The organism is Sphingomonas colocasiae (genome assembly GCF_019880585.1).
GTDB lineage: Bacteria > Pseudomonadota > Alphaproteobacteria > Sphingomonadales > Sphingomonadaceae > Sphingobium_A > Sphingobium_A colocasiae.
Map to the genome: position 1 here is coordinate 434,410 of NZ_JAINVV010000008.1, position 13,717 is coordinate 448,126.

A 13,717-nucleotide genomic window follows, 5' to 3' on the forward strand; every position below is an offset into this window, starting at 1 on the left:
AGACCAGATCGTTCATCGCGCCGCGAACGGCTTGCGCACCGCCCCCTCGATCATCACGGTACGAATGTTCGCACCGTCGGCGGTGAACACCGACAGATCGGTGGTCGGATCGCCGTCGACCAGGATCAGGTCGGCAGTCGCCCCAACCTTGATGCGGCCCAGCATATCCCCCTTCTGAAGGATCTTCGCGTTCACCGACGTCGCCGATCGCAGGATATCGATCGGATCGAGCACCTGCGCGCGGATCGCGAATTCGTCGCACTGATCGACATGCATCGCGCCGAGCAGATCGGTGCCGAAACCCGTCGCCACGCCCGCATCGCGCAGGATCCGCAGCGATTCCAGTCCGGCGGCCTGGACCGTCCGGATCTTGTCGAGCAGATCCTCGCTCCACCCATGCGCCGCGCCATTGGCGATCAGCGAGTTGTAGGTGGACAGCGTCGGCACGACGAAGGCGCCGTGCGCCGCCACATCGGCGGCGCTCGCCGCATCGATATGGTTGCCATGCTCGATCGTGCGGACGCCCAGCCGGACGCAGCGGCTGATCGCCTCCGGCGTATAGGCATGCGCCATCACATATGTGCCCCATCGTGCCGCCTCTTCGACGGCGGCGGCGATTTCGGCTTCGGTATATTGCACCATCCAGATCGGGTCGGAGGGCGACGCCGCCCCGCCCGATGCCATGATCTTCACCTGCGACGCGCCCCAGCGCAGCTGTTCGCGCGCCGCCTTGCGCACCTCGTCGACGCCGTCCGCGATCGTGCTGATCGCGCCGGTATAGCCGCAGCCGCACAGCCGGAGCCCGGGGACGCGGAAGTCGCCGTGCCCGCCGGTCTGGCTGAGCGCCAGCCCGCTGTAGAAGAGCCGCGGCCCATCGAACATCCGCGCATCGAGCGCATCCGCCAGGTCGCGATCCGCACCGCCCGCATCGCGCAGCGCGGTGAAACCGCGCATCAATGCGGACTGCATCACCTGTTCCGCATGCAGCGTCCGCGCGACCATCGACGCGGAATCGTTGCGGATCAGATTCGCCTCGTAAGCATAGACATGGACGTGCGCGTCGATGAGGCCGGGCATCAGCGTCATGCCGGCCGCGTCGATCACGTCGCCGTCCGTTTCGCCGCCGCCCGCGATATCGACCCGCGCGATCCGTCCGCCCTCGATCACCACCGTCCCGGATTGGGTGATGACATCAATGCCGTCGAAAATGCGGCAATTCGTGAAAACCGTCTTCGTCAAGAAATCGTCCCCCGGGGATTCGCGCAAGGCCCGCCCTCGTCCGCACTGGGCGAGGGCGGGAAGCCGAGCCGTCAATATTTCACCGCGACACGCACCCCCCAGGTGCGCGGCGGCTGGAAATCGCTGAACACCAGATTGGTGCCGGAATAGTCGTTGTTCTTGATGATGTGGTTCTCGAGATTGAACACATAGGCCGACAGCGTCCAATTCTCGTTGGGCGAGACATAAGTGAGGTTCAGGTCGCTGCGGGTGAACGGCCGGATGCGATAGGCCGGCGCGTTGATCGCCTGGGTATAGCTGGTCGACTGGGTGAAGAACGTCGCCTGCGGCGTGATCCGGCCGCCATTGGCGAGTTCGAAATCATGCGCATACTGGATGCGGAAGGTCCAGTCGGGCGCGAGCGGCAGCATATTGCCCGCCAGGCTCGGCACGATCGCGCCGGTGCGCGAATCCACCGCATTGTCGAAACGCGTGTAGCGTGCGTTGGTATAGGTCAGGAAGCTGCTGATGCGGTCGTTCGGGGTCGGCGACCAATCGGCTTCCAACTCCAGACCATAGATGCGCGCCGCGCCCGCATTCGACGTCACCGTCGTGCTCGTCGCGCCCAGCGCGATATACTGGAAGACCTGCAGATCCTTGTAGTCGGAATAGAAGCCGGCCAGCCGATAGTTGAGCGTTCCGGCGAAAGCGCGTCCCTTCACGCCCGCTTCGTAATTGGTCACCGTCTCCGGACGGAAGGTGCGGCCGAACACCAGCGGCGCGTTCGGCTGCACGCCGCCCTGCTTGTAGCCGGTGGCGATCGTCGCATAGCCCATGGTGCCGGGGGCGAGATCATATTCGACACCCGCACGCCACGTCACCTTCGACGAGGTCTCCTCGGCGAAATTCGACGTCGTCGGCGCATTGCAGCCCGTGGTCTGCGGGGTGATCGACAGCACGTCGTGCAGGCGGATGGTGGGGTTCGCGGCCAGCGAGCAGGACACCGTCGTCGCCGCCGCGATCGACTGCCAGTCGTCGCTGTAGCGAAGGCCGGCGGTGATGCGCAGCGCGTCGGTCACGCTGACCGTCGACTGGTTGAAGATGCCCCAGCTTTCCTTCGAAATGCCGTCATTCGCGGCCTGCAGGCTGAAGCGGCCGGTGATCGGATAGCGCGACGCCACGAACAGATACGGAATGTCGTTCCGGAAATAGGTCGCGCCCGCCACGTTGGTCAGCCACGAATTGCTGAAGCTCAGATTGATTTCGTGCGACGTCGATTCCGATTTGTACGCCAGTTCCTGCTGATAGCTGGGCGCCCGATCGCTCGGAATTTCGCCCGCGCTGGCCCAGGCATAATGCATCTTCAGCCGCTGATAGCCGGCGATGTAGCTGAGCGTCAGATGATCGGCGAATTCCCAGTCCAGCCGCGAACGGATCGTGTGGCTCTGCAGACGCGTCAGCGGCTCGGGATCGCCCGTGGTCGGCTGCTCGAAGATCGGCAGGCCGTTGACCGGCTTCACCGCATCGTTCGTCGCAATGCTCAGGCCCGGCGTGCCGCGCATCGCGAAACCGTCATAGGAAAGGCGCCAGGTCAGCGACGGGCTCGGCTTCCACAGCAACGTCGCGCGACCGCCGAAATCGTCGGCCGCGCCGTAGTTGCGCGCGGTGGTGCCCTGCGTATCGAACATGCCGTCGCTGCGATGCATGAAGCCGGAGAAGCGCACGGCCAGCGTGTCCGACACCGGAACGTTGACCGCGGCATGCGCCAGCACATCATCGAAGCTGCCATAGGAAAGATCGGCCGAGCCGCCGAACTCGAACTTCGGATCGGCGGTGACGATGTTCAGGTTGCCGCCGGTCGCGTTGCGCCCGTACAGCGTGCCCTGCGGCCCGCGCAGCACCTCGATGCGCTGCAGATCATACATCACATTGGCCAGACCCGCCGGCATGTCGACGTAAACGCCGTCGATATAGGTCGACACCGCAGGGTTGGCATTCAGCGCATAGCTGGCGTTGGAGATGCCGCGGATCGACAGGCCGACAAAGCTGTTCGATCCGACGGTGCGGATCTGCAGGTTCGGCGCGATCGAGTTCAGGTCCTTCACGCCAACGACACCCTGGCTCAGCAGCTTTCCGCCCTCGACCGCGGTGATCGCCAGCGGCACGCGATTGACGGACTGCTCGCGCTTCTGCGCGGTCACGACGATGTCCCCCATGTCGGTCGCGCCCTGGTCGGCGACCTCGGCGGTGGTGGACTGGGCAAGCGCCGGCTGCGCGAGCGCCGCGGTCAGCGCCAGGAACGATGTACGCAAGAACGGATTCAACTTGGACATGAAGGACTCCCTGATCATTTTTCGTTGTTGAAGGCCGCCGCCCGGGTATCGGACGGACGGAGGAAGAGGATCGCGAGGATCGCGATGGCGAGGATCGTCACGGTCGCGCCGAACACCCCCAGGAAACCGACGCTGGGGTAGAGCAGGCCAACCAATATGGGCGACACCATCGCGCCGACCCGCGAAATGCCGACAGCGAGCCCCTGACCGCTCGCGCGTGAGGAGGGCGGGAAAAGATCCGGCGTGAATGCGTAGAGCCCCGCATAGACGCCGTTCATCGCGAACGAGAGCAGCACGCTGGCGACGACGATCGCGGCCGGATCGGTCGCGACGGCGAGCCCGAGCGCGGCCAGCGCCCCGCCCGAAAGATACAGGGTGATCACGCGCCGCCGCCCGATCCGGTCGTTGAGCAACGCGGCGGAAAAGAAGCCCGGGATCTGCGCGCCGAAGATCAGGATCGAAAAGCCGAAGCTGTTGGCGAGCGTGAATCCACGCGCGACCAGCAGGCTGGGGATCCAGGTGAGAAAGGCATAATAGCAGATGCCCATCGCCGCCCAGATGATGCAGGCGAGCATCGTGGAACGGATAAGGCCGCCGGCGAACAGTGGAGTGATGCCGCCGCGCGGAGCATCCTCGCCGATGGCCGCCCGGGCGAACACCGCCTGATCGGGAACGGGCGCGGCGATACCCTCTTTCGCCACTTCGGCCGAAATGCCGCGGCAGATCGCATGCGCCTCCGCGCCGCGGCCCTTGCCCTCCAGCCACACGGGCGACTCCGTCAGCCGGCGCCGCCACCATAGCAGCATGAAGATCGGCAAGCTCGCGACGATCAACGCCCAGCGCCACCCTTCGGCGAAAGACGGGACGAGAAGATATCCGAGCACCGCCGCACTGACGAAGCCGAACGAGAAGAAGCCGGTGATCGCCCCGACGAAACGCCCCCGGAAGCGCCGCGCCGCGAATTCGGACAGATATGGCGCGATGATCACGCTTTCCGCCGACGTGCCCGCGCCGGCAATGATCCGCGGCACCAGAAAACCCAGCCAGCTGGTCGACAAGGCCGTGGCGAATGTCGCCAGCGAATAGACCGCCAGCCCGCCGAACATCACGGCGCGCCGCCCCAGCAGATCGCCGATCGCGCCGCCCAGCAGCGCACCGACGATACCGCCGATCGAGCTGGCCGCGGCGATCACGCCCGCCTCGCCGCCGGTCAGCGACCATTGGCTTATCAGCACCGGCAGGACGAAGGCGACGATGCCGACGTCAAGCGCATCGAACCAGTAGCCGAGCCCGCCGATCAGCAGCAGCCGGCGGTGGAAGCGGGAAAAGGGAACGGTTTCGACGAATCGCTCGGAAGCGAGCATCGCCTGGTCTTCCCGCCTTTCCTGAGCGCCGATTCCCGGCATCAATCCCCCATCACCCGACAAAACAATCTGATCAGATTGATTCTGATTACAGATTTGTTGCGGCGATGTCCAACCAAAAACAATCTGACCAGATTGCTTTTGGCCGGGCCTCGTATGTGCGACGGATACCGGCTAGGCTAGGCACCTTCCCGCCCGACGCCCGTTCGCACAGGACCCTTCGCCAAGTGACTGCACTCAAGGAAAAAAAGCGGAAGACGGAACGCGCCGTGCCGGCGCGGCCGCAACAGGCGCGCAGCCGGGAAACGCGCCGCAAGCTTTTGTCGGCCGCGATCGAATCGGTTTCCGAATTGGGATATGCCGGTGCGACGATGGATCAGGTGGTCGAGCGCGCGGGCGTATCGCGCGGCGCCCAGATGCATCATTTCCCGACGAAGAGCCTGCTGATGCAGGCCGCCTTCACCGAGATGCTCGATGCGATGATCGAGGATCTGGCCGCGCAGACCGAGCGCATCCGCAAGCGCCAGCAAAAGCCCTCGGCGGTGTTCCGCCACTTGTGGAAAACCTATTTCTCCAACCGGCTGTTCGCGGTGACGATCGAGTTGATCGTCGCGTCACGCACCGATGGCGAATTACGCAATGTGCTGTCGCCCGTCACCGAACGTTTCCACCGGCAGATCGACGATTGCTTCGGGGTGATCCAGTCCGACGACACGGCTTCGGCTCCGAATGTCGGGATCGTGGTCAACCTCACCATGTCGCTGCTGCGGGGAATGGGTGTCCAGACCGTTCTCTACGATCGCCCCGAGGCGTTCCGGAAGCAATTGTCCGACTGGCTATCGATCGTCGAACAGTTCCTCGATCAGGATACGGACATGACAAGCGTCGAGGCGCGCTCACCCGGCTTCGGTTCCGCCCCTGGTCGTCCGGAATGTTCTGGGTGATGGCAGCCCTCCCCAACCGCCCGGAATAGAGCGAAACCGGGAGGCGGGCGTACAGAAAACAGGCGGAGCGCCGTGGAGGACGGATCGCCGCTGCAATCCGTCCTCCCGCGCATTTCAGGCAGCCTCAGCCCGTTGCCCCCCCCCAGAGGAAGGGGGGCGTGACCGTCAGAAGCTGTAACCCAGGCTCATGCCGATCGTGCGCGGCCTGGCGATCGTGACCCATGGAAAGCCCTGCCGCGTGTAGGCGGAGAGCTCCGCGCGCCGATCGGTCAGATTCCGCACGAAGAGGCCGAGCTCGACATTGCCCTTGCGCACACCGATCCGGGCATCCAGCATGGTGTAGCCGTCGAGCAGGAAGTCCGCCGTGGAGGTCGATCCCGCCAGCGCGCCGTGGCGATCGCCGACAAAGCGGGCGACGCCGTTCACAAGGCCTTCCCAGTCGCCGGCCAATGGCTGCGTATAGGTGACCGACAGGCTGCCGCTCCAGCGTGGCGTATAGGGCAGCCGGTCGCCTCGCGCCGCGACGCCCGCCCGGGCTTCGCGGATCGTTGCGTCCGCATAGGCAAGCGTCGTCGCGATATCGAGACCGGCCGCCGGTTTCAGGATGAGCGAGCCTTCGAAGCCCATGTTCCTGGCCCGTCCGCCATTCGCATAGCCCGACAGGCCCTGCGCGGAGGCCGTCACCTGGATGTTGCGCCAGTCCAGATAATAACCGATCAGCTCCGCTGATCCCCATCCGCCCGGAAAGTTCGACTTGAAGCCGATTTCGTAATTGCGCGTCTCGTCGGCTTCGAAGGACCGGGGCAATCCGTTCACGACCAGATTGGGGCCGCCCGGCCGGAATCCCGTCGCATAGCGCGCGTACATCGTCGCGAAGGGCGAGAATTCATAGGTCAGCGTGGCCAGATAGGTTTCGAAGCTTTCCTTCGACGCGACACGGCCCGTGTCCGCCGGTGTGGGAAGCGCCTGGAGCACCGAGGTCAGCAGGAGATTATACGCAGCCGCCGCGCTCCCCCCGAACCGCTGCCGGAAGCCCTGCTTGATGGTGCCGACACGGACGCCAAGCGTAAGATCGAGCTTGTCCGTCAGCGAATAGGTGCCGTTCGCGAAGGCCGAATATTCCTTCAGGTCCGTCGGCAGATCGAAGAACAGCGTCGGCGCGAGGCTCGGGATCGGCGAGAGATCGGGCGTCACGCCGTTCACATTGGTGAGCAGCCTGTTCTTTTCGTCATTGTGGAACACGCCGACCATCCACTCGAACCGCCCGCCATTCGGCGAGGTCAGGCGGAATTCCTGCGTGGTCCTCTGGTTCGTCGCGGGAAAATCGAGCGACAATATCACCGGTGTCGGAAATGCCGGTCCGCCAAAGAGCGGCAGCGTTTGGGAGACGGTGCGCGCCAGCGACCCCCGCGTGCCGTTGAGCACCTGGAAGCTCTTGACGCGCTGATAGGAGGTCAGCGACGTGAAGGTGGCCCAGTCGAATTCGTAATCGACCGTCAGCAACCCGGCGGAGGTCCTCCGCTTGTAGCTCGGCACGACATATTCATTGTAGCGGAATTGCCCGTTTCGCGGCGTCGGATCGAGCCCGACATTATAGGCGACGACATCGCGGCCATCGATGTTCACATGTTGCTGGAAGGCCGCCGCCAGGATGGTCAGGCGATCGCTGGGCTTGAGAAGCAGCGACGCGCTCACGCCATAGCGCTTGCTGCTGTTGACGTTGCTCTCGCCGGTCAGGTCGTTGTCGATATAGCCGCCCTGCCGCTCCCAATATCCCGAGACGCGCAGCCCCGCCCGGCCGGGCGCCAGACCGCCGCTGACCGATGCGCGGATGGAACCGCCCATCTCCCCGAATTTCGTATCGGAGATCTCGCCGCGCGCGCTGGCCTCAAGCCCGTCGAGGCTCGGCTTGCGCAAGGTGTAGGAGATGAGCCCGCCAAGCGTGTTCGCGCCGAAGATCGTGCCCTGAGGACCGCGAAGAACCTCGACGCGCTCAAGGTCGATGGGATCGAGATCGAGCGAATCCTGCGCGCCGTTCGAATAGGCCGAGCTGATTCCGAAGGGTGCGCCATCGACGACGATACCTGTCGTCGGGCCGCCGATATCCGCCCCCTGGGTAAGCCCCCGGATCACCGGCACGCCGCCGCCGAGATTGTTGTTGATCTGGAGGCCCGGAACCAGCGCCGCGAAATCCTTGAAGCTGGTGAAACCGGCGGCCATGAGCTTGTCGGCGTTCAGGCTGGTGACCGCGGCGGGAACATCGATGAGCGCTTCGCTGCGCTTGGTGGCGGTCACGACGATGTCATCGGGCGCGTCGGCGCCGTCGCCTTCGGATTGACCGGTTTGAGCGACCGCCGATCCCATCCAGGACCCGGCGAGTAACAAACCCAAAACGAACCTTGCCCGCTGCTGATGGCCGCGCATTTTCCCCCCTTTTTTAAAACCAGATTGCCTGCTCGCAGCCATAGGGGTAGATGTCCAACTTATTGGGGTCATTATCCGTATGAATTTGTCTCATATAACTTTGGCTCAGCTCCGCGCACTGGTGACGCTTGAGGAGACGCAGAGCTTTACGGTTGCGGCGCAACGGCTTGGCCGCACCCAATCCGCGATCAGCCACGCGGTGAGGCAGATCGAGGAGGTGTTCGGCGAGGTTCTTTTCGATCGGCTGAAGGAGGGGACGGTCCCGAATTCGACCGGCAAGCTCGCCATCGCGGAAGCCCGGCTGGCATTTGCCCATCTCGAACGCCTGGAGTTCGCGATACGCGGGGAAAGCGCGCTCGAGACCGGTCGCCTGAGGCTCGCCTGCTTTCCCAGCGCGACGCGCTGGATCCTGCCCGAGGTCATCGGCGCATATTCGCAGCGCCACCCCGGCATCGAACTGGAGATTTTCGAGCGGGCCGACGACGCATGCGTGACGGCGGTCCGCGAGCGGCGGGTCGATCTCGGGATGATCAATGCGCCCTATGGCGATCTGATGACCATCCCCCTGTTCGACGATGAGCTTTGCCTTGTCGCCACGCATGCCTCCCTGCCGGACAACCACGAAGCGGGGCTGCGATCATTCGCCGACATTCCATTCATCTACCCTCGCGGCGCGTGCGAGCCGTTGATCGATGCGGCGTTTCAGGCGGCGGGCTTCACCCCATCGATCGCCGCCTCCATGACGACGAACGGGCCCACCCTGATTCTGTCGCTGCTGCGCGCGCGACGCAGCTTCACGATCCTGCCGGCGCTGGCGCTCCACGACCAATCGAACAGCGATCTCTACATCGATCCGATACGGCCGCGCCTCTTGCGCCGCGTGGCGCTCGCCGCCGGATCCGAACATACGCTTCCTCCCGCCGCGCGCGCGTTCGTGGACCTGCTGCGCGACCATCAGCTTCAGGCGGGCGGACCCATGACCTTCACGACGCCCACCGTTGCCGGGGCAGGCGGGATCTGAGATGACGGATGAAATCCAAGCCGGCGTGACGCGCTCCACGCTCGAACCCCAGGCCCTTCGCAGGTTCGCCTATGCATGCCCGAGCATCGAGATCCAGGGGGCGAACGCCGGCCCCCGGCTTTGCATCATGGCCGGCGTTCACATCAACGAAGCGTCAAGCATCGTCGCCGCGATGCAACTGCCCGATCTGATCGATCCGCAGCGCCTGCGCGGCCGGGTCTCGATCATTCCGGCCGTCAGCACGCATCACCTCTACACCAAGGCGATGGTCACCCCGCCATCGAGCGGCGTCGACCTGCACTGGTCATATCCGGGGGCGCCGGACGGCGAATTCAACGATGCGCTCGCGCACTGGCTGGTGAGCGACTGGGCGCAGGACGCCGAGGTGTTTCTGGACTTGCATGGGGGCGATCTCGACGAGCGGATGGCGCGCTATGTCGTCACCCAAAGGACTGGCGACGAGGCCTTCGACACATCCGTCTCACACCTGGCCGGATGTTTCGAGACGGATCTGAACGTCGCATTGGCCCCGCCCGAAAGCTGGTCGGCGGGACGGATCTGCACCGCGCTCGCGAGAAACCGACGCCATGGCATAGTGGTCGAAGCCGGCGATCACGGACATCTCGATCCGGACAGCGTCGACTGGATCACCAACGGCGTGCTGAAGGTCCTGCGCCATCTGGACATGCTTCCGGGCGACGTGGATCCGAGAACGGATCAAACGATTCTCGGGCGCTACGAATGGGTCGTCGCGCCCGTGGCGGGCGTCGTGCGGCTCGCGGTCGCTCCTGCCGAACGCGTGACGCAGGGCGATCGGATCGGGATCATGACGGATTTGTTCGGCCGGCCCGTCGCGGACGTGCGCGCGGCGGCGTCAGGCCATATCATGATGCTCAAGACGCCGCTTTTCGCACAGGCCGGAGAATGGATCGGCGCGATCGCGAGCGAGGTGTGAGCGTATGCCAGGGTGCAGGGATGCTGACGCATCTGCACCCTGGAACGCTCAAGCGCCGCGCGGGCTTGACCGGGATGCGATGTGTCGAACTCAACGCATCCCGGTATTGCCGATCACGCGAACACTTGCTGGGCGCGTTTCACCCAGCGCTCGACACGGGCGATCACCGGGCTGAACAGGCCGGAGTCGAGATTGCCGCCGCTCAGGACGATCGCGACCCGTTTGCCGCGCAGGCGATCGCGATCCTTGAACACCGCCGCGAGCGCGGCGGCCCCGGCGCCTTCGACGAGATTATGCGTCGCGGCCAGATACAGGGCGCAGGCATCGAGTATCTCATCATCGGTCACGCGAACGACGCGCTCGGCGCGCCTGACGAGCAGATCGACGACCCCTTCATCGGGCGTCCGGCAAGCAAGGCCATCGGCGACGGTTTCGGCCGTGTCGGTGGACACGCGCCCGCCTTGCTCGAAGGACAATGCATAGGCCGGGGCGCCATCGGCGACCACGCCGATCACCTCAGTCGTCAAGCCCAGCAGATCCCGCACCAGCAATGTGGCGCTGATGCCGGAGCCCATGCCGATCGGGACATAGACGACATCCACGTCGGAGATCGCGCTGAACATTTCCAGCGGATAGGTGGCAATGCCGCGCAGCAATTGCGGGGTGAACGAGCGGATCATGTGAACGCCCGTCGATTGCTCCAGCGAGATCGCATGCTCGCGCGCCTGCTGATAGTCCTGCCCCTTCACGACGACGCGGGCGCCCCAGGCGGCCATGGCCACATTCTTGTCGGGAGAATTGCCTTCGGGAACGATGATGGTCGACGAGCGCCCATATTTGCCCGCCGCCCGCGCCACGCTTTGCCCGTGATTGCCGCGCGTGGGCGCGATGACGCCGATGCCGTCCGCAGAATTCCTGACGAACCAATCCATATAGGCGAGGCCGCCGCGCAGCTTGAAGCAGCCGATCGGGCTGTGATTCTCATGCTTCACCCAAAGCTCGCAGCCGCAAATCGCCTCGAGGATCGGCCAGCGATATTGGGGCGTCGCCGGCATGTCGGCATAGACGATGGCGCTGGCGTCGCGAATGTCGTCAAGGCCGATCACAGCGCGGCCTCCACCGCGGCGACCGCGTGCAGGCTGGTCGTATCGAACAGCGGGACGGGCGACATGTCTTCCCTGATCAGCAGGCCCAGTTCGGTGCAGCCAAGGATCACGCCCTCCGCCCCGTCGGCCACCAGTGACGTCACCAGATCCCGCGCATAGGTGACAGCCGCATCGGAGACGACGCCCCGGCAGAGTTCTTCGTAGATTATCGCGTGAAGCCTGCCCTGGTCCTCTTCGCCGGGAACCAGCACGTCGATGCCATGGCGATCGGAAAGGCGGGACCGATAGAAGGGCTCGGCCATGGTGAAGGCGGTTCCAAGCAGGGCGACACGCCGGATGCCTTGACGCACGACCTCGGCGGCGGTCGCGTCGGCGATGTGCAGGACGGGCGGCGCCACGCCTTGCGAGATTTCGTCGAAGACGATGTGCATCGTGTTCGTGCAGATCAGGATGAGATCGGCGCCCGCGCCTTCCAGCGCCAATGCCGCGGCGTTGAGCTGACGGCCGGCCTCCTCCCATCGGCCGGATCGCTGCAACGGCTCGATCTCGGCGAAGTTCACGGAGCAGATCAGGAGTTTCGCCGAGTTGAGACCGCCCAGCCGTCGTCTCGTCTCCTCATTGATGAACTTGTAATAAAGAGCGGTGGACTCCCAGCTCATCCCACCGATCAATCCTATTGTCTTCATGATCATCCTCGAATTTTCCGGTTCGCGGCAAGTGTCGGATCCATGGCGATCCGATGATCTCGAACAGGAGGCGTCACGCACGCGTTGATCAGAAACGGGCCCTTGCAGAACAGCCCCATGAGGTCGAATTAATAGCTTTCATTGGCCGAATGAGGCGCTTTGCTCATTGGCATTCCCGCGCGACGCACGGCGCGATGCGATCCTGGTGGCTGCGAAATAGATGATATAGGTCGCCGCGATCCCCATCCCGGCGACCGCGATCTCGAACGTATCGGCCTGAAGGATCAGCCAGCCCATCGCACCCATGCCCAGGAAAGCCGCGACCGGCAGCGCCCGAAAACAGATGCTGCCCTCCACCGAGATGCCCCGGCGATGGAGCCGCCACGCCGCGGCGCAGGCGACGGCATACAGACAGGCATTGGCGAGCGCCGACAATGTCGCGAGTTTTTCGAACGTTCCCGACATCGCCAGCGCGAACGCGCACCCGCCATGCAGGATGATCGCGCGACGCGGCACATGATGTTCCGGATCGAGCGCCCCGAGGCTGCGCGGCAACAGGCCGTCGCGCGCGAAAGCGAACAGGATGCGGGGTCCGCCGAGCAGATTGCTGCCGACCCAGAACAGCATGGAGAGAATTGCCGCGACCAGAATGAATTGCCGCAGAAACGGGTGGATGGTGCCGACCGCATCGGCCAGGGGCGCCGCCGATTCAGGAAGCGCGGGGCCCAGCAACCCTTGGGCGACGATCTGCAGCGATATGTAGAGAAGGAGGACGGATCCCATGGCCAGCATCAACGCCTTTGGGATGGAGCGTTGCGGATTGGCCACCTCTCCGCTCGCCGAAAGGGGTGTTTCCATGCCGCTGAACGCGAAGAGCGCCAGGATGACCGCGCCGCCGAAGTCGGAACCGCCCGAACCCGAGGGCGCGAACAGCAGATCCGGATCGACATAGGCGGTGCCGACCACCACGACCACGAGAAGCGCCGAAATCTTTATGATCGTCGCAGCGACGATGAACCGCCCGGCGGCTGCCACGCCCTGGATATTCAACAAGGCCAGTCCGATGATCACCGCACCGATGATCGCGGGGCGCACGGCCGGGCCGGCGGCGGCCGGGATCATGGCGAGCACGCTTTCCGAGAGAGCTGCGGCGATACTGCCACAGGCCAGCACCGACGCGACCCAGATACCGTAAAAGCCCGCGACGAAGCCTGTCGACGGGCCGAAGGCGACATCGACGAAACCGGCGATGCCCCCGGACGTGGGCACGCGGCTTCCAGCCTCTGCGCAGCAGATCACCACCGCTCCCATGGCCAGCGCGCACGCCAGATACGCGACCGGCGCCAGATTGCCCGTGGCGAACGCCATCGCCGCCGGCGCCTTGAAAATGCCGGCACCGACGACGCAGTTCACGATGATGGCGGCGAACGCGAATGTGCCGATGCTGCGATCGAGGCCATGATCGCGCTGCACGACTTTCCCGACACCGCCCTGACCGTTCATATCGCCGCCGCCCCTTTTGTGACCCGTTGTTTTCAGCGGAATATTCGGCCGTACGCCTGCGCTCGACCAAAGGCTTTCCAGAGAAAAAGCGCCATCTATGGTGACGGCATTTCACGGCGGGAGGCACCGAGTCACGCGAACTCTCGTCATGACGATATGAAAT

10 protein-coding genes are annotated in these 13,717 nt (G+C 64.6%); 3 read left to right on the forward strand and 7 right to left on the reverse strand.

The features are described 5' to 3' along the window. Positions 1–12: 12 nt before the first annotated feature. From K7G82_RS17670 to K7G82_RS17680, 3 genes are all read right to left on the reverse strand, one after another. Complete coding sequence (locus tag K7G82_RS17670; RefSeq protein ID WP_222991225.1) at positions 13–1,239, reverse strand: metal-dependent hydrolase family protein; 1,227 nt, start codon at positions 1,237–1,239, stop codon at positions 13–15. 71 nt (positions 1,240–1,310) lie between these two features. Next, positions 1,311–3,551, reverse strand: coding sequence for a TonB-dependent receptor (locus K7G82_RS17675; RefSeq protein WP_222991226.1), 2,241 nt, complete (start codon positions 3,549–3,551; stop codon positions 1,311–1,313). Between the two features lie 14 nt (positions 3,552–3,565). Further along, on the reverse strand, positions 3,566–4,957 hold the full coding sequence (locus K7G82_RS17680) for an MFS transporter (RefSeq protein ID WP_222991227.1): 1,392 nt from the start codon (positions 4,955–4,957) through the stop codon (positions 3,566–3,568). Positions 4,958–5,184: 227 nt separating this feature from the next. Between K7G82_RS17680 and K7G82_RS17685 the strand changes: the two genes are divergently transcribed. Beyond that, positions 5,185–5,859 (forward strand): TetR/AcrR family transcriptional regulator, encoded by a 675-nt coding sequence (locus K7G82_RS17685; protein WP_222991228.1) that lies wholly within the window; start codon positions 5,185–5,187, stop codon positions 5,857–5,859. A gap of 165 nt (positions 5,860–6,024) precedes the next feature. On the opposite strand, the gene K7G82_RS17690 is transcribed toward K7G82_RS17685, so the two are convergent. Beyond that, on the reverse strand, positions 6,025–8,223 hold the full coding sequence (locus K7G82_RS17690) for a TonB-dependent receptor (protein ID WP_222991229.1): 2,199 nt from the start codon (positions 8,221–8,223) through the stop codon (positions 6,025–6,027). Between the two features lie 160 nt (positions 8,224–8,383). Between K7G82_RS17690 and K7G82_RS17695 the strand changes: the two genes are divergently transcribed. Both K7G82_RS17695 and K7G82_RS17700 read left to right on the forward strand, forming a co-directional pair. Continuing rightward, positions 8,384–9,304, forward strand: coding sequence for a LysR family transcriptional regulator (locus K7G82_RS17695; RefSeq protein WP_222991230.1), 921 nt, complete (start codon positions 8,384–8,386; stop codon positions 9,302–9,304). A gap of 1 nt (position 9,305) precedes the next feature. Then, positions 9,306–10,259 carry a succinylglutamate desuccinylase/aspartoacylase family protein gene (locus K7G82_RS17700; RefSeq protein WP_222991231.1) on the forward strand — a complete coding sequence of 318 codons (954 nt, stop codon included), beginning with the start codon at positions 9,306–9,308 and terminating at the stop codon, positions 10,257–10,259. 113 nt (positions 10,260–10,372) lie between these two features. Here K7G82_RS17700 and K7G82_RS17705 read toward each other — a convergent pair whose 3' ends face one another. The 3 genes from K7G82_RS17705 to K7G82_RS17715 form a co-directional block, all read right to left on the reverse strand. Continuing rightward, the gene (locus tag K7G82_RS17705) at positions 10,373–11,365 is read right to left on the reverse strand and encodes a threonine dehydratase (RefSeq protein WP_222991232.1); all 993 of its coding nucleotides are present in this window, start codon (positions 11,363–11,365) and stop codon (positions 10,373–10,375) included. Beyond that, complete coding sequence (locus K7G82_RS17710) at positions 11,362–12,024, reverse strand: aspartate/glutamate racemase family protein (RefSeq protein ID WP_281423023.1); 663 nt, start codon at positions 12,022–12,024, stop codon at positions 11,362–11,364. The genes K7G82_RS17705 and K7G82_RS17710 overlap by 4 nt, the downstream gene beginning before the upstream one ends. A gap of 165 nt (positions 12,025–12,189) precedes the next feature. Beyond that, positions 12,190–13,554: an APC family permease gene (locus K7G82_RS17715; RefSeq protein WP_222991234.1), complete on the reverse strand. Its 1,365-nt coding sequence runs from the start codon at positions 13,552–13,554 to the stop codon at positions 12,190–12,192. Positions 13,555–13,717: the final 163 nt, after the last annotated feature.

Coding starts and splice junctions, on each gene's coding strand:
- K7G82_RS17710 (WP_281423023.1), bottom strand. CDS start 12,024: ATGAGCTGGGAGTCCACCGCTCTTTATTACAAGTTCATCAATGAGGAG.
- K7G82_RS17675 (WP_222991226.1), bottom strand. CDS start 3,551: ATGTCCAAGTTGAATCCGTTCTTGCGTACATCGTTCCTGGCGCTGACC.
- K7G82_RS17700 (WP_222991231.1), top strand. CDS start 9,306: ATGACGGATGAAATCCAAGCCGGCGTGACGCGCTCCACGCTCGAACCC.
- K7G82_RS17690 (WP_222991229.1), bottom strand. CDS start 8,223: ATGGGATCGGCGGTCGCTCAAACCGGTCAATCCGAAGGCGACGGCGCC.
- K7G82_RS17715 (WP_222991234.1), bottom strand. CDS start 13,554: ATGAACGGTCAGGGCGGTGTCGGGAAAGTCGTGCAGCGCGATCATGGC.
- K7G82_RS17680 (WP_222991227.1), bottom strand. CDS start 4,957: ATGCCGGGAATCGGCGCTCAGGAAAGGCGGGAAGACCAGGCGATGCTC.